Source organism: Terriglobus sp. 2YAB30_2, assembly GCF_052114765.1.
Classification (GTDB): Bacteria; Acidobacteriota; Terriglobia; order Terriglobales; family Acidobacteriaceae; genus Terriglobus.
In genome coordinates, this window is sequence record NZ_JBFRFJ010000011.1 from 160,603 (window position 1) to 184,792 (window position 24,190).

Consider the following 24,190-nt stretch of genomic DNA (forward strand, 5'->3'; position numbering starts at 1 on the left):
GCGGCTGGATCTTTGTTTTCTAGAGCCTGGGATCGATGGGTTCACTCTCCAACGCCAGGACACCAAAAACGCATTCGTGTGTGCGGCGAAGCGGTTCGTATCGCACGAAACGATCCAGGGCCTCAACGCCCAGGGCGAACTCACGGGTGGCCAGAGAGCGTTTTGCGCCGACTGCTCTTGAACGCAAACGCTCAAGATTGTCCGGCAGCAGATACTCTGGCCCATAGATGATGCGCAAGTACTCCGGGCCGCGGCATTTGATGGCTGGTTGTACCATTCCCCGTCGCCCCTTGCTGATGAAATCCAGCGGTTTGACGACCATGCCTTCGCGCCCTGTGTTCGTGAGATCCGTCCACCACGCAATGGCAGCATCGCAGCTTGTGCTGTCATTCAGGTCTACAACCTGAAAGGGCGTGGCGACCAGCAGATGGTTATCGGCTTCGCAGAGCCTGGCGATCAACTCCATATGCCAGGTGTGCCGCTTATTGGTGTGCACGTTCCCTTCGCTGGCAAGTATGTGGAATGGGGCCAGGCGATAGTCGTCCAGAGATGTGGCAGGCCAGCAGTATTGCCGATACTCGCGGACATATTGCTGCAATGCATTGAGGCGTTGTGATGTACGTGTTGCCAGTTCCTCAAGCTCGGGTAAGCGAGCCTGAGCCTGGGCAAGAGCGTGCTGTTCCGCGGTCAATGTGCGGATCCCGGCGTTGCCCGCTGGAGCATACTGCTGGCGAAGAAGCTCCTGCGCCTTGGCCGACCATGGCATCAGTTCACAGTCGAGGCAGATCCAATCAGTACCAAGTTCTGTCCACAGACCCGCTTTTCCCGCCGCATCGCGTAGACGAGTAAGAAATGCAGCCTCAAGCGCCTCATTGCTGAAGAAACGGCGTCCGGTACGTGTATAGACCATGCCGAGTGCTGGTGTTGTTACACCGAAGCGCTGCTCCGCTGTCTCTTTTTCGCGGCAAAGAATGACAACGGCACGAGAGCCCATGTGCTTCTGCTCGCAGACAACGGCCGGAATACCTTCATTGCGGTAGTAGGCGAAGGCCTCTTGCGGGTGCTCCAGAAGAGCCGGGTGCTGGCTCGTCTCCGACGGAGACATGGTTGGAGGAAGATAGATGAGCCATTTGGGATCGACGGCGAAACGGCTCATTACCTCCAGTGCGGCAATGGCATTCTCCTCGCGGATGGTGATGCGGGGGACAAGCCGAGTGTCAATCAGGCGCTTACCGATGACGTCTTCGAGATCGAGTGTGTCATCGAGCGCCTGTTGCATGCTCCGTGCAGATACCTGGTCTCCTGCGAGGAATGGGCGTTTCGGTTCCGCGTAGGTTGCATGGGCGCGAACTGAAACGATCTCTCGTTCCGGATAGCGGAGGGCAGAAAGGCTGCCACCGAAGACACAACCGGTGTCGATGTTGGCGGTGTTATTGAGCCAGAGAGGTTCCGGCACAGGAGTGTGGCCGTAGACCACCAGTGCTTTGCCGCGGTACTCCGCTGCCCAGTTATGACGTACGGGCAGGCCGAATTCATCGGTCTCTCCGGTGGTCTCGCCATAAAGAGCAAACTCGCGGACGGCGCCGGAGCCACGCCCCTGCATCGACTCCTTCAAGCCTGCGTGAGCGACCACCAGATTGCCGTCGTCGAAGACATAGTGACTGACAAGCCCATCGATAAAGTCAGCCATCTGCCGCCGGAACTCCGGTGTTTCTTTTCCGAGCTGCTCCAGCGATGTGTCGAGTCCGTGCGTGATCTGTACGTTGCGTCCGCGCAATGCCTTGACCAGCTTGATATCGTGATTCCCGGGAACACAGATGGCGTGTCCCGCCTGGACCATGCCATGAACCAGGTGCAAGACCTGAGGAGTGCCGGGGCCACGATCGACAAGGTCACCGACGAAAACAAGCTTCCGACCTTCCGGCGGTGTGACGACGTACGACGCCGCCTCTGCGGAAACGGAGTAACCGAGCTGCTGCAGTAGCTCCAGTAGTTCGTCGAGACAGCCGTGGACATCACCCACGATGTCAAAGGGGCCGTGGTCTGTCCTCCTGTTATTCCAGAGCGGTTGCCGTTCGATGTTGGCCGCCTCGACCTCTTCCGATGAAGAGAACTTAAAGACGTACCGGACACCTTCACGCTCCAGGCCTCGAAGGCTGCGGCGAAGCTGCTGACACTGGTTCCTGACAACATGGGGTCCAAACTGGCGATCAGGACGCAACGAGTTGCGCTCCTGGCAGAGCTTTTCCGGGAGATCGAAGACGATTGCAACCGTCATGACGTGGTACTCGCGGGCAAGCTCGATCAGCGACTTGCGCGATTCCGGCTGAACATTGGTCGCGTCAATTACTGTCAGTTTGCCGCGCGCGAGGCGTTTCCGAACGATGGTGCGGAGAACATCAAAGGCGTCCGAGGTCGATACCTGATCGTTCTCGTCGTCGGATACAAGTCCGCGGCAGAAATCGGATGAGACCACCTCTGTGGGAAGGAAATGTTTCCGCCCGAAGGACGACTTTCCTGACCCTGATGGGCCGACGAGAAGGACAAGCGAGAGTTCGGGAAAGGCGAGTTTCATGCCGCACCTCCCACGCGCGAGAAGATTCCCATCTGTGTCGGTGCGCCGAGCATCTGGTCCTGCGGCCCCACGGCTTGAAAGCGAACCTCATAGCCATACTGGTCCGCGATGCGTTTTGCCCAGGTCTCGAACTCCGCCCGGCTCCATTCGAAGCGATGATCGCGATGGCGCAACTGCCCGGCAGGCAGAGTCTCGAAGACTGAGTTGTACTCTACGTTCGGTGTGGTGAGAACCACGTGGGTGGGGCGTGCAAACGCAAAGAGAACACGCTCGAAGGCTTCCAGACGCGGAGCATCGAGATGCTCGATCACCTCAACAACCGTGGCGGCATCGAATCCCGAGAGTCGTTGGTCGCGATACATCAGCGAGCCCTGCACAAGCTGGATACGGGTTTTCTGCCGTTCTGGAAGGCGATCCAGGTGAAGCCGTTCTTTAGCGACTTCAAGCGACTTCCACGAGACATCCATACCAAGCATGAACTCGAACTGAGGATCAGCCAGAAGGTAACGAAGCAGCTTGCCTTCGCCACATCCGAGGTCGACGACCCGTCTCGCACCGAGGCTCCGAAGTACAGACAATACTGTGCCCATACGCTGTTCATGCAGCCCGAGAGGGCGCTCCACTTTCTGTTCTTCTTCGTTCCTAACCTCTTCCTCGTCCTCTTTTGTATCGGGCGCCTCTTCGGCGAGGCGATCGAGGGCCTCGCGCGTCAGACCATGCTGGCGCTTGAGGTAGCGTGAGACGATCAGATCTTTTTCCGGGTGTGTGGCAAGCCATCCCTCGCCACGTTTCAGCAGCTTTTCGACTTCGTCGTCGCCGACCCAGTAATGTTTCTCGTTGTCCAGAACCGGAATCAGCACATAGAGGTGAGTTAACAGATCCCGCAACCGCGTCGTGGCGGCGATCTCTACAGAGGCATATCTTGACTCTCCCCAATCCGGGAAGTTGGCGTCCAGCAGGCCGCTTTCGGTCGAGATGCGATATCCGAGCGGCTCGAAGAGTCGCCGCACCAGCTCTGACCTAGCACCTGCCGCAATGGCCGGCAGCTTTACGCTCAGGGGGAGAGGTGTATCCACGAGTTCCTGACGTTCTTTGCTTCGGCCACTGAGGGCGGTCCCAAACAGTCTGCCCAGCGCGACACTCATAAAGGAGTTGGCTGCATATGGCCGGTCGTTCACGTATTGCTGTAACTGTCCGCCTTCCCCGGCAGGACCACCGCGTCCACGCACAAGTCCGATGGGATCGACCTCCAGCAGGACCGCTACAGTGCAGCGATCGACGTCGGCCTCTGGATAAAACACATGTGCCTTGCCAAACGAAAGTTCTTCGGTCTGAAGGCGGGCTGGATTCTTGTGAAGGAGATATCCCAGATCCGTTGCAGGAACGTGGGTGGTGGAGATGGTCAGCAGCATGGAGGTTTTAGTCTACGCGACCGCATTTATTTTGCGTATTGACAGCCCCTCGGGAAAGGATTACTTTGCAATGTAAAGTGAAGCGATGAGCGACCTGCACAAAGCGCTTGGCGATATCAGCAGCATTCGTAAGCAGCTGGCGAATACCACGGAGTTTCGTGGCTATGGTCCGGCGACGCTGGCTGCCACCGGGGGTTTTGCGGTCCTTGCTGCTGTTGCGCAGGCGTATTGGGTGCCCGATCCTGTGCATCATCTGCCGGCGTATCTGGCGGTATGGGTTGCGACGGCGATGGTTTGTGCTGCGCTTACTGGAGTCCAAATGTATACGCGGACACGCCGCATGCACTCCGGCCTGTCGGACGAGATGCTTCGCATGGCGGTGGTGCAGTTCCTGCCTTCGGCCGGTGCGGGTCTGTTGCTGACCGGCGTGCTGGTGTACTTCGCACCTACGGTCACGTGGATGCTTCCCGGGCTGTGGCAGGTGATCTTCAGCATCGGTATCTTCTCTTCCTGCCGGTTTCTACCGCGTGCGATGAGCGCGGCGGGCGCCTGGTATCTCGCCACTGGACTTGGCTGCCTTTCCCTGGCAGGAAGCCGTGCGTTGTCGCCGTGGACGATGGGCGTCGCCTATGGAGTCGGCCAGTTCCTTGTCGCCGGTGTCCTGTTTCTGAATGCGGAAGGAGAGGGAGATGAAGTCTAAGTCTGTCTCTGACGGAGGCCGCTTTGCCTATGAGGGGTTGGACCGCGTGATTCACGAGCGGGCACGTCTCAGCATTCTTACGTCGCTGGTGACGAATCCCAAGGGGCTGACCTTCAACGACCTCAAGCAGATGTGCGCTCTGACTGACGGCAATCTGAGCCGGCACTTGAGTGTGCTGGAGAAGGAGAAGATGGTCGAGATCCTGAAAGGACACGATCAGAACCGCCCGCTTACCGTGTGCCGTATGACACCTTCGGGGCGAAAGCGCTATCTCGAATATCTCTCCACGCTGGAGCAGGTGATTCGCGATGCTGCCGAAGACACAAAGCCCGTGGGAGCCCAGGTGCGTGGCTTGACACCGTCACGTGCCTAAAAAATTTGTTCAATAACTTTGCAATACAAAGTTCTTTGCGGTGGAGAAAAAGGAGAGAAATCGATGGCTGAATACTCAATCTTGCAGGTACCCGTGCGAGGGATCTTTCGCTCGTTATCGATGGGCGTAAAGCTGATCCTGATCTGTTTTCTGGCGTTGTTTATGACCATACCTTCGTTCTTTGTCTATGGGCTTGTAAACGAACGGACGAATCGTGCGAAGGAGGTGGCCAACGAGATCGGCAGAGGCGTTGGTGGCCCGCAGACTTTCCTCGGACCGACGCTTGCGATTCCTTATAGTGCTCCAGGTTCGTCGCCATCGGCTCCGCTGGAGCGAGGGACGTACTTTGTTTTCCCCGCGGATGGAAACGCGGCGATTAAGACGGCAACCGAGGAGCGTCATCGTTCTTTGTTCCGGGTGCCGGTCTTTCAGGCGGACCTGGTCTTCGACGCGAACTTCGATCTGACTGGCATTCCGGCGGCTTTGCCGAAAGATGCCACGCTGAACTGGGACCGCGCAGAGATCCTTGTCGGTGTAAGCGATGCGCGTGGGGCGTTGGCTGACGCAGTGCTTACCTCTGACGCCGGAACCGTGACGCTCACGCCTGCAAAGGCGATCGATAGTGCCGTCATCGGGGAGCAGAAACTGCAACAGAGACTCTCGCTCATTGGGGCGCAGGTCAGCGAGGCGAAGCCTGGAAACAAGTTCCATGTGAAATCTGTACTTCGATTCTCCGGCGCAAACCGGATTGCCGTTCTCGCTTATGGCAAGACAACTCACCTCACAGCGCAGGGCGATTGGCGTACTCCTGGCTTCGACGGTGGTATTCCGCCAGCCACCAGAAACCTTAACGAGCAGGGATACACCGCTACCTGGACTGTCCCTTTCATCGCCCGCAATGTCCGTTCTGAGGGCGCAGGAAGCATCCTGACTTCGCTCGATACGACGAGCCTGGGAATCTCGTTTGTGGAAGTTGCGGACCCGTATCAGTCGGTTGAACGATCACTGAAATACGCGCTTCTTTTCCTTGGCATGGTCTTTCTCTCCTACTTCGTCTTTGAAGCAACGACTCGAAAGAGTGTGCACCCGGCGCAATATGTGCTGGTTGGCATCGCACAGCTCATCTTCTACCTGCTTCTGCTCTCGTTCGCGGAACGTATCGGCTTCAACTACGGATTCCTGATTGCGGGCGGCGCAACGGTGGGGCTGTTGTCCATCAATGCCGCATGGATCTTCGAAAGCCGGATGCAGGGGGTGCGAGCCTTCGCGATCTTCTCGTTGTTGTACACGATGATCTATCTGCTGCTTACGCTGGAGGACAATGCGCTCCTGGTCGGCTCGGTCGCCAGCTTCCTCGTCGTAGCCGCTGCAATGTACTTCACGCGGACGATTGACTGGTCTGGATCGGTATCCGGTACATCGAGCCCCGTAGCGGCCAATCAGGAAGGCATGCGATGACACATAGGGGACTGCATGTAGCCATCATTATGGATGGCAACGGCCGGTGGGCGACGCGGCGCGGGTTACCCCGCGCTGCCGGCCACCGCGCCGGGGTGGCATCGATCCGCCGTATTGTCGATCGCGCTCTGGATCATGGGATTGGACGCCTTACGCTGTATGCCTTCTCGTCAGATAACTGGCGCCGGCCAACTGCGGAGGTGCAGGGTATCTTCTGGCTGTTGCGTGCGTTTCTGCGGCTCGAAACTAACCGGCTCCGCCATCGAAGTGTGCGGTTGCAGGCAATTGGCCGGAGAGACCGTTTAGCTCCGGCGGTTCGCAATGCGATCGAAAAGGCCGAGCTGTTGACGGCAGCAGGAGAGCGCCTCGACCTCTGTGTCGCGATCGATTACTCCTCCAGGGAGACGATCGCGCGAGCTGCGGCAGGGATGGCTTTGTCTGCGGGCGAAACCTTGTGCCAGCCGATACTGTTGCAGCGCTTCATGGGCAACAACAGCGACGTGGATCTGCTGATTCGTACCGGAGGCGAAAAGCGCCTCTCCGATTTTCTGCTGTGGGAGTCTGCCTATGCGGAGCTGTACTTTACCGACTGCATGTGGCCTGACTTCGACGAGGTCGAATTTGATGCTGCTCTGGAGGAGTTCTATGGCAGGGAGCGCCGCTTTGGCGGCCTGTCTGCGCCGGCGCCGGAGGCAGCACTATCGACGGTTTAGATCTCTGCCCTTAGTCTGGACAGGAGTTTATGACGCACGCTGACGCTCTTCGCCGCATCCGATTCTGGATCGTTCTCTTCATCATTGGATTGGTTCTCAGCGGAGTGACTGCCTTCCCACTGAAGACCGAGCTGGACTGGCTAGCTGCTGGCCTGCATCATTCGTGGATGCAACCAGCTGCGACATCCGCGCATTTGTTGCCCTGGATCGAGCGTGTGCAGCAGGCATTGACGGTCACAAGTGTCAGCTATCCGTTCCTGGCCTACGGTACGGACTGGTTGGCATTCGCGCACCTCGTCATCGCCATTGCCTTTGTCGGTCCGTACGTCGATCCCGTCCGCAACAAATGGGTCGTCACCTTCGGCCTGATCGCCTGCGTGGCAGTGATTCCTCTCGCGCTGATCGCCGGACAGGTGCGAGATATTCCTTTTGGCTGGAGGATGATCGACTGCAGCTTCGGCGTCGTTGGGGCAATCCCACTCCTGCGCTGCAAACAACTCATCGAAGTTATTGAGCGTCCGCAGTAGTGTCTCCCGCCCGACGACGATCGCGGTACTATCGATCAGTGCGGAGGGGGACGGTCGCGAAATTCTCCTGGAGGCCGTTACACTTCTTCTTTCAACCTCCATCATGGCTCGCGAAATCACTGCCTTTCAGTTCGGACCTTTTGTCCTGGACCTCAAACGACATGAATTGATGCGAGGGGCAGCCCGTGTTCATCTCTCTGTCTCGCAGATGAAGCTGCTGGAGCTCTTCGTGGAGCGTGCCGGAGAGCTGGTTACGAGAAATGACATTGCGGTGGTCCTTTGGGAGGAGCCGGAGGCGGTCGATGTAGCCAACGGCATCAACACAGCGTTGAACCGGCTCCGTGCGCAGCTCGGTGACGACCGTACATCGCCGATGTATATCGAGACCGTCATCGGCCTGGGTTATCGATTCATTGCCAAAGTTGAATCGATTCAAGCTGTGCGGGAGACCTCTACGGCCGCAGAGGCAGAGAATGGGCCTGAGCTCGCCATTGCGGTATCGGCGACGATCCTGGAACCTCATCAGGAGCAGGTTTTGCCGACCGTACTGAGCGTTCCGCGCCGGTGGTCTTCTCTGCGGATTGTTCTCCTGATCATTGCCGGCGCCATTCTCGCGGGGACTTGTCTCGTTCTCTGGAAACATCAGAGAATCGCGGCTCGTGTGTCGTCCACATCGGTCGTCATGCCCGTCATGGATGGTCCCCTAAGGCCTGTGACTTTTAATGATGACGACAATGCGGTAACCACCGAAGCGGTGTCGCCGAGTGGAAAGATGATGGCTTACAGCGATCTCTCCGGCGTCTCTGTTCGCTGGCTGGCTTCCGGCGCGGAGCGGCTCCTGCTCGCGTCCACGACATTTCATGGAACCCGGATTGCGTGGGCCCCGGACGAGCAGAGCCTTCTATTGAGCGGCAGCCGGCTGGACACCCGAACCTCAGAGGTCTGGTCGATTTCACTGCAGCGGGTTGCTCCTCAAAAACTTGTTGACGATGCCGATCTCGCGGTGATCAGCCCGGATGGCCGCCGCGTCGCATTCGTCAGAGATCGGAAGGAGATATGGATCGCCGCAGCCGATGGACAGGCCGCACGAAAGCTGGTGTCAGTCGATGAACATGAGAGCATTCCATTCGTCTTCTGGCTTCCGGGTGGCCGGGGTGTCGCGTACGAGCGCTATAGTCTCAACCGGGTCTCGCCGTCTGCTTCAACTCAGGAGGAAGATCAGTGGACCTATGAAGTCGTGGACGCCGATACCGGCCGGCAACTCGCCAAAGAAGAGGATGTCCGCTTCGAGTCTGCTTATATGCTGCGGGACGGCAGGCTTTTCTTTCCCATCAATGAACGTATCGGCGCGCCGCGGCGAACGAGACTCATGATTGCTGCCACGGACCCGCAGACGGGGAGGTTTCTGACTGCGCCGCAGAAGGTCTTTACCCTGGACGGTGACTTCGCGACATGTCTCACCRCATCCTTGAGCGGAATGGAGATGGGTGTGGTCTTGCAGAGCCACAAGTCCGATGTCTTTGTCGGGGATCTGAACCTCGCGGGCTCCACGCTGCAAAACGTTATCCGGATTACCCATCATTCCGCGAACAACTATCCGCACGCATGGCTGCCGGACGGCAGCGCGGTCTTGATGGAGAGCAATATGATCGGGCGGGATGCGATCTACCAACAGCGGCTTGCCCGACAGACGCCTGAACTGCTGGCGCAGGTGCCGGGCCGGGCGGTGATGGAGGAAGTCACGCCGGATGGAAAGTGGATTCTCTTTGTCGAGTTCTCCGGAGCGCCGGCGAAGGCGATCGCAATCTACAGAGTTCCGTTGCGAGGAGGTAAACCGGAAGAGGTGTTGACGACCGGTCCGCTAGGCGAGTTCCATTGCCCGTTACACAACGGAGGCTGTATCCTGCGCGAGCACGTCGGCAACCAGCTAATCTATTTCGCGCTCGATCCCATCGCAGGCATGGGGAAGGAACTCGGAAGAACGGCGTGGGAGCGCGATCTGCTGGGAGACTGGTCCGTCTCTCCTGACGGAACCACCATCGCCGCCGCGAATCACGATGTCGTTCATCCCGGTGTTCGGTTCATCACCTTTTCATCATCTGGACCGCGCATTCGGGAGTTACCGATCGAGGGCTTCGGCACCATCCTTGGGTCTGTCTGGGCCGCCGATGGGAAAGGCGTCTTTGTAGAGGCCAAGAACGAGTCTGCCTATGACCTGCTATTCGCAGACATGTCGGGTCATATCAAGGTCTTGCGGGAAGCTATCCATCCTATCTGGGCTTCCCCTTCGCGAGACGGCAAAAAGATCGCTTTTCCATCCCTAATCATTAACAACAATGTCTGGCTCGGAAGCGTCGCCCATATGTAGGGAACGCCGTAGCGAGAGATTGCAAGGCTGCCTTAGATAGGGATGCATCATGCTGGCGGCGGCTAAGTGACACAGCAGTAAGGGGTTCCGCCGTTAGGTGGATTTTAGATCGATTTTAGGCCAATTCCATGGCCTTCCATAGCTCTCTCGCCTAGGGTGATCGAAAAACAAGAGCAGTATCCCCTTCTGTGCCTCTTCCCACTCCTGTGTGCATGTAGTCGATGGTTCACCCCCATACGCTTTTTTGCCATTTCAAGAAAGTGCGCTTCTTGCGCTGGAGTTCTTTATGAAGCCTTGCCGTTTCCACCGTTCCATCCTGCTGTCAATCGCATTCCTATCCTCTGCCGGAGCCATTGTTTCTGTTGATGCTCATGGTCAAGGTATCCACTATCCCATCAACCAGCCCTTACGTCATAGCTCCGGAGCCGAGATCGATTCCGTGGATCTAGAGGGCGCGGATAAGGACAACTCGGCCGTGCAGGCATCGCTTGATAACGTCCTGCGTAATCTCGGCCGCGGCTATAACAGCTTCACCAAACGTTTCACTGGAGACTGCGTTACCGGTACCATTGTCGGTCCCAAGCCGACGTCGTTTGCACCCAGTTACAGTATTCAGGTCATTCGTTCCTACGAACAGTTCGCCTCTGAGATGTCCGTCGAGGCCAGCCTCTCCTCTGACTTCGCCAGCTTCAGCGGGAAGGTTCATAGCAAGTTCACGCAATCTGGTTCCTCAAATGCGACCAGGGAGTTTCTCCTGGTGCGGGAGAGAATTGTGGCCGCGCCTGACATTAATGTCCATGGGGCCAAGCTTGCTGTGGCCGCGCCAGTTGCCGGGAATGCGGCCTCGCAGCGCGCCTTTTATCTTCGTTGTGGCGATCAGTTCGTCTCACAGATGCAGATGGGCGGAGAGTTCATTGCCATGCTCTCGTTCAGCAAGAGCGAATCGGAGTTAAAGAGCGAACTCGAAGTTGACGCCAGCGCCAGCGGATGGGGCGTGAGTGCGTCGGCCGAGTTCAATTCCAAGATGAGCTCACTCAAGCAGGAGAGCTCCCTACAGATCGATGCCACGCAGATCGGAGGCAAGGTAAGCTCCCTGCCCGAATTCGACCTGGACTCTCTGATTAAGTACACGCGTGAGTTCCCCGGCCAGATTACCGCGGAGACGGTTGCGCCCATCGGTGTTGGCGCACCTGAGCCATATACCAATCTTGGTATAGACACGATCGACCTAGCCAGCGCACATGAGAACTTCGATACGGTCACCGCTTCTTCGATGCGCGCGGCCGCACGGATCGGGCAGGCGAAAGATCTAAAACTTCTGCTTGCCCGATACACGGTTCCTGCAGCGCGGTCCAATGGCGACATTATCGACCGCACCGACACGCAAATGCGATCGGCTCAGGATGATCTGGCTAAAATGAACGCCGCTCTCAAAAACTGTGCCACGTACTTCTGGCAGGACGCCGACTGCAAGTTTGATCCCCGTTTCCTCGACTACAAGCCTGCAATCCCAGGCCCGATCCGCGTCGCGAAGATCGACACAACTCATCCTAATTCGCCGACGAATCTCGATATTCCTCAGAACATGACACTGGAGCTTCGCGGCCAGTACTGCTGGAGAGGTGACGATAACTGCGACGCCGACGGCAGGTGGTCCGGAGATCAAATCGGCTATGTCCGTGTTCAATCGTCTACTGTGAATACTCCCTATCGAGGGTTGATGCCTGTTGCGAAGGGGCGTGTGCTCGTCCAGGCGATGGATACCGAGTACGGAGATAACAAGGGCGATCTCTACGTCATCGTCTACTAGCAGCAACTCAGCAGTGACAACAGGCAGAAAGCATGATGACTCCGGCACCGGAGTCATCATGCACACGAACGCGTGTATCCCAAGCACGGAATGGAGACTCTCGATGTGCGATCACTTACAGGATGTTGGTAATGACCTTACGCTGCTCGACAAGAAGTCGCGGCGCGAATTTATACGGCTTTCCACTGCAGCTGGACTTGGTGTGGCTGCCGGTCCGGCATTCTTTCCGCGGAGAGGATATGGAGAGCCGGTCGGCTCTTCATTCCGCACAACCCGCGGAATCGTCAGCGATACCGCTGATTCCGACCCAGGCAAAGAGGCGGACGTCATGATGACGGCCGTGACTCTGGGTCTTGCGGCCTCTTACATCGCGGAGACCGGCAAAGGGATGCGATTCGATGCGGAGCCGAAGGCCGATAACTCGGATCTCAATGCGCTCAATGCGACAGTGACAAAGATGGATAGGGCCATCAAGGCCTATTTCCTTAAGAAAGGAAAGATCGCTTCTCAAACCGTAGCAGGGGAAGCCCCGCGCTATGACAAAGGCGCGGTCATCATGGGTGTTTACAAGATGGCGGGCCAGACCGCTCCGAACCAGGTGTTTGCGCCGGTGCTTTCTGACCAAGGAAAGAGGCTCTGGCAGCGCATCTACGCAAAAAAGGTGGACTACCTGTATGTCGGCCGCGGCGCCTATACGGGGTTTGTCGATAATCCAGCGGGTGATCCCATCGGTCCACTTTCGACCGTTCGCACCAGCGTCCAGACGGCATCGTATGGCGTACCGCCAACGGTGGCGCCGATGTCACGCTGGAAGCCTCCGATGACAGTAAAAGACCGCGGAGGAAAAGATACGATGAATCCGTTGTGGCAAAGCCGCCTTATCACGACGGGTAAATATGTCCCATGGGGCATGATCATGCCAAAGGGAAGTACCGCGGCTGCCGACTGGTCCAATTTTTCAGTTGCTATGCAGGTGGCAGGCATGAGGTTTGTCCCCTCGGTGGTCAACTCCGACGATATTGCGATGTATACGCACGGGATGATCCAGGCGATCTACAAGGCCTATAACCTCGGACCGAAATGTGAGCCATACGAGATAGCAACGGGTGATGAAACAACGAAGATGGCCTCCTGTCTGACGTGCACGTTGTTTATGTATGCGAATGGCTATCCGCCAAACTCGATTCACCTTGGACGAGGGGAATCGTGGGCTCCGCTGTATGCAGCGTACAGTCCCGATATGAGCAAGCCTGCGCGTGGGGAGGATGCAACGGTACGAGACCTGAATCATCAGTGGTATCGGAAGTGTACCGAGTGGATGACGCTTGGTCTGGAGATTCTTGAAGATTCCCAGATCGTTCCCGAATACAAGAAGAGCCGGGATGCGGTAAAAGTCTTTCTCGCTGCCAATCGCAATAACCCGACGGTTGGAGGGGGTCTCGTGCTGGATGCGGTGACGATCCACGAAAGTGAAACTGTCCGCATCGGGCGCACCTTGAAGCAGACCACTTGAGGATTCCCGAAGGTGGCCGGTTTCAAAGTGACGGCCAACACCGCTGGCGCAACGATGAACCTGTTCAACAGCAGTGCCTTCGGCAATACCGTAGCCGGAATACAGGTAACGGGTACGGGGTCGGTAACAGCGACTGCTCGGATTAGCGGTGTTTCTGCGGCCTCGAATGGCGTAGCGATCTCCACGTCAGGACCGTCGGCTGTGGTGAGCTTCCAGAACAATCCGATCGTTGGAGCTGGTGTCCCGACAGGAACTATCTCACTCCAGTAGCTGTTTTCGTGGCCGCGCGTCTTGCTGCTCTCAGATGAGAGAGGGGTCAGGCGCGCGGCTTTTTGCGCGATTCAGCGAAGGGTGTGTCCCGGGCGCAATATCCGTATTAATACGGATATTGCGCCCGGGCATGGGTCCATTTATAGTTGGCCACACACTGTCCATAAGGGCTGCGACAAAGTCTTTTGTCCGCTTTTGCTGTTGTACGTCCCATCTCCCTGGCAGGCTTTATATCCTCGCCTGCTCAGGTTTGCGGCATTTTCCAGGAAGTTCTCAGGTCAAAGCGTTGTCGTGGTCTTCCACGGTATTGGAGGAATGTTGTCTTCTGTGGCATATGTATCGCGCCAATCCGGCATTGCAGTTGCGTTTGCATTATGCGCAACGGCGGCCTTGTCGCAGCAATCTGTATCCGCCCCCGATTCCCCGCCGGCGATCGTTCAGCCGGGAGCTCCGGGTTCTGCGAACAAAACCCTGTCCACGGCTACTGCAACTGCCAGCGAGGCGCCGAAGCCGCCCTCCAAGCCGGATGTGGAGTTCATGCAGGGCATGATCATGCATCACAACCAGGCGGTCGAGATGACTGAACTGCTCAAGAGCCGTACCAAGGATCCGGCGATCCGGGAGCTGGGCAACAAGATCGATGTCTCGCAGACCGATGAGATGCGTTGGATGAAACAGTGGCTTACGGAGCGTGGCCTTCCCACCACGATGGATTCGATGGACGGCATGGATATGTCGGGCATGGATGCCAAAGAGAAGGAAGAGCACATGAAGATGATGGCGATGAGCATGCCGGCTATGCCCGGTATGCTGACGCCGGCGCAGATGGACGAGCTGCGCAAGGCCAGTGGAGCTAAGTTCGACCATCTGTTTCTGACGGGGATGATCCAGCACCACACGGGCGCCCTGCAGATGGTGAAAGAGCTGTTTGCAAATCCGGGAGCCGGCCAGGACCCGCAGTTGTTTGACTTCGCCAATGATGTCGACAACACCCAACAGGCCGAGATCGACATCATGCGTCACATGTTGAAGGAGAGAGAATGAGCTGGAAGAATTCCCTGCGCGTTATGCCCAAGACTTTGGCACTGACGGTTGCGTTGTACGCAACCGGTCTGGCTGTTGCCCAAACCACCACCGCGTCGTCAGCTACTCCCACCAAAACGCCGCCGAAGCCGCCCAGCGTCTTCGTCAATCAGCGGGCTACCGATGATCCGCGTATCGGCCTCAAGGGCGGGCTCTACGATGCGGGCCAGGCAGCCAGTGGTCTGCAACTGCTGAACTCAACGCCAAAGCCTGCGGGCTTTGCTCCGGATCTTGACTCCATCAAGGCTATCGATGCGACGCCGCCTCCGCCTCCCGTTGATCCTGATGCGCCACGCCAGCCTGGCGCTGCTCGTCCTACAGGTCCGCGTGCGAACTACGGAGGAACGAACTCTGACCTCGCCTTCAATTCGAAGTACCTGTTCAACGGCAACTACAACGGCATCAACATCTATGACATTGCCGATCCGGCGCACCTGAAGCTGGTGACGTCGATCGTCTGCCCCGGTGGCCAGGGTGATGTATCGGTTTATGGACATCTGATGTTCATGTCAGTGGAGGCGGCGAACGGCCGCATGGACTGCGGAACGCAGGGCTTCGCCACTGCAGGCCCTGAGCCTACCCCGCCTGCACCTACGGGGGATGCGGAGAAGGATGCCGCCGCGATGCGTACCTTCCGCATGCGTCAGCCGCCCCCGAGTGCTGATCGTGTGAAGGGCGTTCGTATCTTCGACATCTCTGACATCCGCAGCCCGAAGCAGATCGTCGACGTACAGACCTGCCGTGGATCGCATACGCATACGCTGGTTGTCGATCCGAAGGACAAGGACAATGTCTACGTCTATGTCTCCGGTTCGGCCGGCGTTCGTCCTTCGGAAGAGCTCTCCGGCTGCTCCGGCGGTGATCCCGATAAGGATCCGACTACAGCGGTCTTCACCATCGTCGTCATCAAGGTTCCGCTGGCGCATCCTGAGCTGGCCAAGGTCATCAACAGCCCTCGCATCTTCTCTGACCCGCAGAGCGGTAAGCTCGATGCCCTATGGCACGGCGGCAACCATGGCGATGGCACGCAGACAACCTCTGCGACGCGCGGCTGCCATGACATCACCGTTTACTCGTGGCTTGGTCTCGCGGGCGGCGCCTGCTCGGGCAACGGCATCCTGATTGACATCAAGGATCCTGCCAATCCCAAGCGCATCGATGCCGTCACTGATCCGAACTATGCCTTCTGGCACTCGGCTAACTTCTCGAACGACGGTAAGACGGTGCTCTTTACCGATGAGTGGGGCGGTGGCGGACAGCCACGCTGCCGCGCTACTGACCCCATGGCGTGGGGCGCCGATGCTATCTTCACCATCACTCCGGACAAGAAGCTGAAGCTTGCTTCGTACTACAAGATGCCTGCTGCGCAGACCGATAAGGAGAACTGCGTCGCGCACAACGGCTCTATGATTCCGGTGCCTGGACGCAACATCGAGGTTCAGTCCTGGTATCAGGGCGGTATCTCGATTGTGGACTACACCGATCCCACGCACCCCTTCGAGATCGGCTACTTCGATCGCGGTCCGGTCGATGACAGTCGTCCGGCGATGGGTGGCCAGTGGTCAACCTACTACTACAACGGCTATATCTACGGATCTGAGATCGCTCGCGGCACCGATGTTCTAAAGCTGCTTCCAACCAAATACCTGACGCAGAATGAAATCGATGCAGCAGCGCAGATCAATCTGCCTGAATTGAATGTGCAGGACCAGCCCCATATCGACTATCCGATGACGTTTGTCACGGCGAAGGCCTACCTCGATCAGCTTGCACGCGGAACCAGCCTGCCTGCTGAAAGGATCAAGGCGATCGCCGCCGACATCGACGCGAAGAATGCGAAGAAGCTGGCAGCTGATGCCAAGGCAGCGGAGAAGGCTGCGGCGGCTGCGAAGACATCGGCAGATGCGGACCGTTTGCATGGATTGGCAAAGATCCTTGCGGGTGGCGGGTCTGCTACAGACAAAGCGGGAATGTAGTTGATTCGGAGATACAAGCGAAAGGGCGAGCCGCAAGGCTCGCCCTTTGTGTTTATTGGGCGTCTTTGTGGCTTATCAGGAACTATCGGTATCCCTCGCCCACCCTAACTCCGTGAGGGTGGGGCACCCGGCGGGGGAAGCGCCAGGGGGCATTCTGTGCCTGCTACATTGCATTCTTCTTTGGATCGTAGCGGGGAAATCTGTTTTCCTCTCCTTTGCCCGGGTGCCCACCCTCGCAACGCTAGGGTGGGCTGGATCACCACAATCTCGACCTAATAGCCGATGTTGTGTAGAGCCTGTGCTCCCAGGCGTTGTTTCAGTTGTTCGAGATAGAGGCTTTCAGGTGCTACAGGTGTTTCCTGGGAATCGATGATTCCCTGCGGCAGCATGGGAAGTTCAGGGCCGGGATCGAAGGTTGGCAGCTTACCGAGAATCTGTTCGCCACGATTGCCGATGGCCCAGTTCGCTGCGCCCGGAGGCATCTGGACAAGGTAGGACTTGGCAACGTTATTCCAAAGCACACCCCAGCCCATCGTCCAGCCATGTCCGGAGCCCATTGCGCCGCGGTTCATCAGGTCGATGCCGCCTTCCGGGACCTGGCAGCTGTCGATCAATATTCCGGTAGACCAGCGTTGGTGCGGCTGGATGTGCCCGTTTCCGTGAAAGACGCAGTGCAGCACAACATTCGGGCCTTGCATGCCAGGACCGACGGCGATGTAGAAGACGCTGTCGCCAGTGGCACTGCATCGATCGAAGAGGACCTGCGTTCCATTGGCAGAGAAGTCCGCAGGTTTTGCATTGCCGACGATTGGCTTGCTCTGCGTGACGTCTACCTGTTGCACGGTGATCCGGCGTGCATCCTTGCCGATGCCAACCGCCTCAGTCGTATCGAAGATGCGCAGATTACGGACCCAGCCGTCGACCACGTTGTTCATCTGCAGGCCGTTGAAGTGCTTGTCGTTGAGCGTCACGCTGCGTGCAGGAGCGACCAGCCGCAGGTTTTCCACGCCGACCTGTGAGATCTGCCCGGTGTGTTCCACCCTGGTGATGCTTGCCCCATTGGGGCCAAGATAGTGCACGTCATAGGAGTCGGCCAGAGGAACATCGAAGGTGAGCTTCTTGCCGCTGATTGCGGCGATGGTGCGTTCTGTCTTGAGGTCGCCGGCGATCCATGTCTGCTTTTTGCCGTTGCGGACCAGCGTGTCCATGCCCATCTGGTGCAGCCATTCGGGTGTAACCGGGCGTGTAATCTGCACCCTGTCACCGACATGGAAGAGCGTGGCGTCACGAACGCTCAGTGAGGCGGAGCCGGATGGCACATAGGCATCAGAGATGGTCGTGGAAGGGCCGTCAGCCTTGATGCTATTTTGTCCCGCAACGGAGATCGCAAGATGAGGATCGCCAGTCATCTCAATCACGGTACCGCCTTCGTCCATTCCGCTTCCGCGAAAGACCACCCCGTCGGCCTGAATGTTCAATGTAGCCTGGCAATGGAAGTGTCCCTTTGCGAGAACCACCGCTCCGCGTACACCATGCGCCAGAGGCAGCTTCGATACGGTGTCGATTGCTGCTTGAATCGCAGGAGTGTCGTCCTCTCCAGAAGGAGCAACGGTCGCCTTCACGGGTAACGAGGGAATGGCAACGCCGCCGCCACCATAGCCGGCATAGGAGAAGTCGAGGATTCGGTCGCCGGATTCAAGCGTTCGATAGATCAGTTTTCCGGAGGTATCCGGATAGACCCACTGACTGTGTGGCGCGGATGGCGGCGCCGCATTCGTCGAAGCAGTCAGAGCCAGGGCAGCGATGCCCAGGCGCCGGGAAAATTGTGTATACCGCAGTGAGATCAAGGGCCCTGTTCCTCGTTTCCGTCAGCCTTTGCCTGTTTCTACGCTTACCGTTCCTCCAGCCCCGACGGTGACACGAACCGAAGAGAGGGAGCGCCCACGATCATCGGCCTCAACGGCAGCCTTAACCGGCTGCCCATTTACCAGTAGCGATTGGTGTTGTCCATCGAAGAAGGCTCGCCAGATCAGGGCAGGGCCACGTTGGTTCGTAAAGGTAGTGCGGCTGTTGCCATCATGGCGGATGCTGACCTCGCAGGCGCGGATGGGAAGGTTGCGTATCTCGGCCCAGTCAATGGTGCTTCCCAGGCCAGAGAGTGTCTTCACCGTCACTTCCACCCAGTTGCCTTCTACGGAAGAGAGTAGCGGCGAAGTGAACTGCAGGTTGACTCCGATGATGTCGCTGACTATATCGCCGACCCTGGCGAACGAGATCTCGGGATACTCCAGGCGGGCATGACTCAGATCGAGCAGGCGGGAGACGACAGCATTCGTGTCGTCAGCGCGTGGGAAGCCCGCTGTGTCGGAGGTTCCCTCTGCATTCCAGTCCAGGGTCTGGGTTGCGCCGGAGCCACGTCCACTGCGGCCTTCGAGCTGATGATCCTTGTTGAGCCGCGCATAGAAACACTGGTCGGTCTTGTTCCACCATGTCTCTCGCAGCAGCTTTTCAACGGCCGCGGCTTTGCCTAGGAATGTTGCTGCCAGTGTGGCGTTCTGACGCACTTGCTGGATATGCGCATAGGCAAGATAGGCGGCGCGCTGCGAGGCAAGCACGTCGAAGCCAAGTACATAGCTGTGGTCGCCCTCGTTATAGCCAGGGATACCGCGGTTCTTCGGAAACTTCTTCTTCGTATCGAAGATGCCCCGGACGTTCAGCAAACGCGGCCGCGTCATGATGTGGTCGATATCCAGGCCCCAGCGCTCGACGTAGTCGTTCACGGTGCGGTCGTAGAGGTTGAGAAGCATCGGATCTTCGATGTAAGCCGGATCGCCGGTCCAGACATACATGCGGTAGCAGCAGTCGACGAGATCGAAGTTCGAGGGCAGGTTGTACCAGAACTCCGCGTCGTCCTTGTAGTCCACGGGAGCCGGCCGGTTGAAGCGATCAATCTCCCAGTAGCTGCACCAGTCTTTGGAGTCGGAGAGGTGCTCGGCGAATCTGCGCAGCATGTTGAGATTGCATCGCGCCAGCCCGAGCATGTGTGCTCCAAGCGTCTGGTGGCAGGTATCGCGAATACAGAAAGCCTCGCGCCCGGGCTCAACGGCCTCATACCAGGGGCCGACAGGATCATTCTGGTCAAAGGTGTAGGCCATGGCCTGCGTCCTGGCCCACTCAAAGACTTCGACGAGCTTTGCGTTGGAGGAGGTGATCTCAAGTTTCGACTGTAGTTGCCCAGCGCCGGCTTTTACTTTGCTCGCTCCCGTCACTAACTGGGCGAGGGCGGAGTGCGAGGCGGGACCAAGCAGGCCTATCGCGGTAAGCATTCGACCCAGCTCGCGGCGCGTGAGGCGTTTGTGATCGGAAATCGGTTCTTTTGGCATGGATGACACTGGAAATCTCGCAGTTTGGAGAGCGCGATCATCATACATGTATCCGTATACATTCAGCATGCAGGCACGCGGGAAATGCCCCGCATGGGTATATTTTTTGCGGAGCATTCAAAGGCGGTGTGTCAGGAAATTTTGTATAAAGGCAGTGCTAGAGCATTTTCCCTGTTGCTGGGTATCCCGGCAAGGGAGTGCAGCGGCGTTTTCACTGAGGAAAACGCCCATAGATGCAAACGCCCTGTACTGCACCTACAGGAGAAATTCTCTATCGAGACGGCGACAGCGCCACCGCCGCTTCCGTGGTGAGCACGCGGAAGACGAAGGTCTCCTGAAGGTACAGCTTGACCGTGGACTCGGTGTGGCTGAGATAGCCGATCGAGACATCCTGTCCGATGGTGAGTTCGAAGTCGCCGCCGCGTGTCGTCATAACAAAGGCGCCTTCGATCGCCGGAGCCCAGATCAGGTTGCCGTCCACGATGCGCTTCACATGTTCGAGGACGGGATATCCGTGATCGCGAGTCTCGGCTAGCGCGGTGTATTCGTTTGCTCCCAGCAGGACGGAGTAGGGTCCGTTGACACCGACCAGCCGCAACTGGCTTAGCGCGCGCGCCACTGCATCCGGATAATCCCGAACATCGGCGGGCAGTATATCGATGGGATTGCTGGTAGCTTCGCGAACGCCCTGAATGCCCGCATCTTGATAGCCGTTGAAGATGGCGCGATCTTCGGCGAATGCCAGCTTCTTCGCGGCGTCCTTCGCGGGCTGCCAGTCGGAGTTGTTGGAGCCGCGCTCCACATCGTCGATGTCCTGACGCGATAGTTCAAAGGGGACCCGCAGCTCGACCAGCGGCTTCACTTCGCGCTGGTTTGCGAAGATACCTTCCGCGGGAGCAGAGATCTGCTTCAGGTGTCCTGTTCCTACACCGGGGAAAGCGATTCCTCCTGAACCTGGAACATCCACAACCCGCCGGCCGGCCAGATAGCGCTTCAGCGTTCTTGTCGTCTCTTCTTCAATCTGATCCCATGCTGCCTCGGAGATGGGTGCAAGTTCGCGGTGAAGGTTATTCATTTCGTTCTCCCTTCAGTGATCCTATCTTGAGTGAGGTGTCGTTTATGGCAATGGAAGCAGGCGCCGGCACGGGCACGGGCGGTTCGCTAACCGGCGCCGCTGTGTTCTCTGCCGCTGCTGGTGCGTCGGCCGTGACATCGTCGAGGAACGACATTGTCGGAACGAAGAACAGGCTGCCCGTTGCAGGCTGGCTGAAGTCGAGCAGCCGGTCGTAATTTCCAGGTGGGCGGCCGATGAACATGTTCTCCAGCATCATTTCGGTGATGCGCGGCGTGCGGCTGTAGCCGATAAAGTATGTCCCGAATTCACCGTGCCCCGGACGTCCGAATGGCATGTTGTCTCGCAGAATCTGTAACTGGCGGCCGTTCTCTTCAATATTGGTAAGCGCATTGTGCGCATAGGCGGGCTTGTCGGTGTCGCTTAGCTCTATATCGGAGAGCTTGCGGCGGCCGATGATGCGTTCCTGCATCTCGGTCGGAAGAGCGTTCCATGCCTTCATGTCGTGAAGGTACTTCTGCACGATCACGTAGCTTCCGCCTGTAAATGCCGGATCTTCGCTGCCGATGATCGCCGCATCGCGTGCGGTGTCCCCACGGGGATTTTCCGTGCCGTCAACAAAGCCCATCACGTCGCGATYGTCGAGGTAGCGGAAGCCGTGTACTTCATCGGCGACAGAAACCACATCCCCAATGCTCTCCATGATCTGCGTTGCCAGCTCGAAGCACAGGTCCATACGCCTGGCGCGGATATGGAACAGCAGGTCGCCCGGTGTGGAGACGGCGTGACGGTTGCCCGAGCGGATCTCGCGAAAGGGGTGCAGCTCGGCTGGACGGGGCGCTCCGAAGAGCTTGTCCCAGGCATCGGAACCGAATCCGGCGACGCAGGTCAGGCCTGCCTCGACATCGCGAAACTCCACCGCGCGAACCAGGCCGGAGAGACCGGCACAGAACTCGCGAATACGGGTGTAAGCGTCGTCATCCTGGTGGATACACAACACTAGAAAGATCGCCGATCGCGTCAGCGGGCCAACTACGTTTTGGGGGAGAACAACCTCGTTCAGCTCGCTGGGGGTATTCATTGTCGATCTCGATCTGCTTTTTGCAGTATCGCATTTTTGCGGTGGGGCCTCATGTGGAACGACGCTGAGAGGGTTGGATGGGGGGCATCAATAATGGGGCCTATGCTCTGGGTGCCCCATCCATTGCGCCCAGCAATGGGTGGGATATTCGAGCGAAGCTCGAATCGGCGGGAGCCGTGGCCTTCAGGCCACGGTCTATAGGCTCAACATGGAAATGGGCTTTAGCCTTGGGCCTTTTCTTGTCAGACAAAGAAGGCCCAAGGCTAAAGCCCATTTACTTTTAAACCTTTACCAGCGGGCTGAAGCCCGCTGCTCCCACCGCTTAACTACTCTATGTGTTTCGTGCCGTAGGAGCATTGCTCAAGGTATGATTCCCCTTGTTTCAAGGTGCGCGCCGTGTGTAGCAATGCCTTTGCGGGTTGTATCTACGGCAATCGACCTAAGGAGAACTGCCCTGCTGTCCCGACGCCAGTTTCTGAAGTCTGCCTCGCTTGCCTCTCTTACCGGCAGTGCGATGACATGGGCCGAGCCGCTCACGGAGCGCGCGAGAGCGATGCATCAGCAGATGCTGATCTTCGATGGTCACGTCCACGCGCTCGACCGCGAGTTCTATCACGGTGGCAGTATGGGAGAGCGTTCGAACGAGGGGCAGTGGGACCTTGTCCGTGCCAAGGAAGGCGGAGAGAAGGCCTTCTTCCTCTCTATCTTTGTGCCGGAGGAGTACTATCCCGGCCGCTTCGAGACCAAGCAGACGCTGCGGCGTATCGATCACGCATACCGCCAACTGGCGCTGAATCGAGACAAGGTCGTGCTGGCGCGCAAAGCCTCCGAGGTTCAAGCCGCAGCGGCATCGGGCAGGCTGGCGGCGGTCCTTGATATTGAGGGCAGTTACGATCTCGACGGTGACCTTGGCGTGCTTCGTGAGCTGCATGCCAGGGGGCTGAGCTCGGCACAGCTCTCTGCTCATAACTGGAACCAGCATTACGCGGATGCCTGCTGTTCTCCGGCAAAGGCGAATGGACTTACAGACAACGGGCGCAAGCTGATCCGGGAGATGAACCGGTTGGGCATGGTCATCAATGTCTCGCACTCGGCGGATACGACGATGCAGCAGGCCATCGAGGTGAGCGATCATCCGGTGGTCGCTACGCATCACGGGCTGCGCAGCGTGAATGATATTCCCAGAAATATCCCGGACAGCCTGTTGCAGAAGCTGACGGCGAAGGGTGGCGTGCTCGGCATTCAGATCGGCAGCGAGTTCGCCTATCCAAAGGAGTATGCATGGATCACGGAGCATCGCCGCAAGACCTTCTGGGACACCACCGATGTTCCGACGCGCGTTCGGGGGAAGTCGATCTACGAGGTCGATGAACTTGTGGCGCCGGGATATCCCATGCTGGGCGCTGAAGTTCCCGCAGAAGTCCAGATGAGCGTGGACAACTGGGTCGATGTGGTTGACCGCGTGATCCGGCTGGTGGGAGAAGATCACGTCGCGCTAGGCAGCGATTTCGATGGTGGGCCAACGCTGGCGCGCGGCATGCGGGACGTCCGCGATCTGCCGATGATTACGGAGAGTATGTTGCGGCGAGGCTATTCGGAAGAGCGCATCAGGAAGTTCTGGGGTGGGAATTTGTTGAGAGTCTTTGGCCAGATTGCTGGAGGTTGAGTTTTTTTGTCATTTCGTAGCGAAGGAATTTGGGTGTTCCCACCTAGGGCGTGTCGACATATAGGGTGTATTTTTTTGTCATTTCGCAGCGATAGCGGAGAATCTGCTGTTCGACCGATTCTTCCCAGCCCGGGTGCCCCACCCTCACAAAGTTAGGGTGGGCAGGAAGCCACCGAACTATAGAGCGGGCCTTCAGCCCTTTACATTTCT

Annotated in this window: 18 protein-coding genes; 12 read left to right on the forward strand and 6 right to left on the reverse strand. The window is 57.9% G+C overall.

Annotated elements, in window-relative coordinates; translation table 11 throughout:
* Positions 1-19: 19 nt before the first annotated feature.
* Positions 20-2,575, reverse strand: a complete 2,556-nt coding sequence (locus AB4Y89_RS17035; protein ID WP_442302136.1) for a polynucleotide kinase-phosphatase — start codon at positions 2,573-2,575, stop codon at positions 20-22.
* A complete protein-coding gene (locus AB4Y89_RS17040) occupies positions 2,572-3,987 on the reverse strand; it encodes a 3' terminal RNA ribose 2'-O-methyltransferase Hen1 (RefSeq protein ID WP_442302137.1) in 1,416 nt (471 codons plus the stop codon). The genes AB4Y89_RS17035 and AB4Y89_RS17040 overlap by 4 nt, the downstream gene beginning before the upstream one ends.
* An 85-nt stretch (positions 3,988-4,072) precedes the next feature.
* Between AB4Y89_RS17040 and AB4Y89_RS17045 the strand changes: the two genes are divergently transcribed.
* The 11 genes from AB4Y89_RS17045 to AB4Y89_RS17095 all read left to right on the forward strand — a co-directional run bounded on the left by AB4Y89_RS17045 (position 4,073) and on the right by AB4Y89_RS17095 (position 16,778).
* On the forward strand, positions 4,073-4,687 hold the full coding sequence (locus AB4Y89_RS17045; RefSeq protein ID WP_442302138.1) for a hypothetical protein: 615 nt from the start codon (positions 4,073-4,075) through the stop codon (positions 4,685-4,687).
* The gene (locus AB4Y89_RS17050) at positions 4,677-5,060 is read left to right on the forward strand and encodes a transcriptional regulator (RefSeq protein ID WP_442302139.1); all 384 of its coding nucleotides are present in this window, start codon (positions 4,677-4,679) and stop codon (positions 5,058-5,060) included. The genes AB4Y89_RS17045 and AB4Y89_RS17050 overlap by 11 nt, the downstream gene beginning before the upstream one ends.
* A gap of 63 nt (positions 5,061-5,123) precedes the next feature.
* Positions 5,124-6,518 carry a cell envelope integrity protein CreD gene (gene creD, locus AB4Y89_RS17055; RefSeq protein WP_442302140.1) on the forward strand — a complete coding sequence of 465 codons (1,395 nt, stop codon included), beginning with the start codon at positions 5,124-5,126 and terminating at the stop codon, positions 6,516-6,518.
* Positions 6,515-7,231 (forward strand): di-trans,poly-cis-decaprenylcistransferase, encoded by a 717-nt coding sequence (locus AB4Y89_RS17060; protein WP_442302141.1) that lies wholly within the window; start codon positions 6,515-6,517, stop codon positions 7,229-7,231. The genes creD and AB4Y89_RS17060 overlap by 4 nt, the downstream gene beginning before the upstream one ends.
* Before the next feature lie 29 nt (positions 7,232-7,260).
* The gene (locus AB4Y89_RS17065; RefSeq protein ID WP_442302142.1) at positions 7,261-7,758 is read left to right on the forward strand and encodes a hypothetical protein; all 498 of its coding nucleotides are present in this window, start codon (positions 7,261-7,263) and stop codon (positions 7,756-7,758) included.
* A 103-nt stretch (positions 7,759-7,861) separates the two neighbouring features.
* The gene (locus AB4Y89_RS17070) at positions 7,862-10,126 is read left to right on the forward strand and encodes a winged helix-turn-helix domain-containing protein (protein WP_442302143.1); all 2,265 of its coding nucleotides are present in this window, start codon (positions 7,862-7,864) and stop codon (positions 10,124-10,126) included.
* A 286-nt stretch (positions 10,127-10,412) separates the two neighbouring features.
* Positions 10,413-11,936, forward strand: coding sequence for a hypothetical protein (locus tag AB4Y89_RS17075; RefSeq protein ID WP_442302144.1), 1,524 nt, complete (start codon positions 10,413-10,415; stop codon positions 11,934-11,936).
* 103 nt (positions 11,937-12,039) lie between these two features.
* Positions 12,040-13,449, forward strand: coding sequence for a hypothetical protein (locus tag AB4Y89_RS17080; protein ID WP_442302145.1), 1,410 nt, complete (start codon positions 12,040-12,042; stop codon positions 13,447-13,449).
* A 12-nt stretch (positions 13,450-13,461) separates the two neighbouring features.
* Positions 13,462-13,719: a hypothetical protein gene (locus AB4Y89_RS17085; protein ID WP_442302146.1), complete on the forward strand. Its 258-nt coding sequence runs from the start codon at positions 13,462-13,464 to the stop codon at positions 13,717-13,719.
* Positions 13,720-14,046: 327 nt separating this feature from the next.
* Entirely contained in the window at positions 14,047-14,763 is a 717-nt protein-coding gene (locus AB4Y89_RS17090; protein ID WP_442302147.1) for a DUF305 domain-containing protein, read from the forward strand.
* Positions 14,760-16,778, forward strand: coding sequence for an LVIVD repeat-containing protein (locus tag AB4Y89_RS17095; protein ID WP_442302148.1), 2,019 nt, complete (start codon positions 14,760-14,762; stop codon positions 16,776-16,778). Before AB4Y89_RS17090 ends, AB4Y89_RS17095 begins: the two co-directional genes overlap by 4 nt.
* Positions 16,779-17,050: 272 nt before the next feature.
* On the opposite strand, the gene AB4Y89_RS17100 is transcribed toward AB4Y89_RS17095, so the two are convergent.
* From AB4Y89_RS17100 to AB4Y89_RS17115, 4 genes are all read right to left on the reverse strand, one after another.
* Entirely contained in the window at positions 17,051-18,625 is a 1,575-nt protein-coding gene (locus AB4Y89_RS17100) for a hypothetical protein (protein ID WP_442302149.1), read from the reverse strand.
* Between the two features lie 21 nt (positions 18,626-18,646).
* Positions 18,647-20,104 (reverse strand): hypothetical protein, encoded by a 1,458-nt coding sequence (locus tag AB4Y89_RS17105; RefSeq protein WP_442302150.1) that lies wholly within the window; start codon positions 20,102-20,104, stop codon positions 18,647-18,649.
* A 328-nt stretch (positions 20,105-20,432) separates the two neighbouring features.
* Complete coding sequence (locus AB4Y89_RS17110) at positions 20,433-21,236, reverse strand: family 1 encapsulin nanocompartment shell protein (protein WP_442302151.1); 804 nt, start codon at positions 21,234-21,236, stop codon at positions 20,433-20,435.
* On the reverse strand, positions 21,229-22,314 hold the full coding sequence (locus tag AB4Y89_RS17115) for a Dyp-type peroxidase (protein ID WP_442302152.1): 1,086 nt from the start codon (positions 22,312-22,314) through the stop codon (positions 21,229-21,231). The genes AB4Y89_RS17110 and AB4Y89_RS17115 overlap by 8 nt, the downstream gene beginning before the upstream one ends.
* Positions 22,315-22,726: 412 nt before the next feature.
* On the opposite strand from AB4Y89_RS17115, the gene AB4Y89_RS17120 reads away from it, so the two are divergent.
* Positions 22,727-23,980 carry a dipeptidase gene (locus AB4Y89_RS17120; RefSeq protein WP_442302153.1) on the forward strand — a complete coding sequence of 418 codons (1,254 nt, stop codon included), beginning with the start codon at positions 22,727-22,729 and terminating at the stop codon, positions 23,978-23,980.
* Positions 23,981-24,190: the final 210 nt, after the last annotated feature.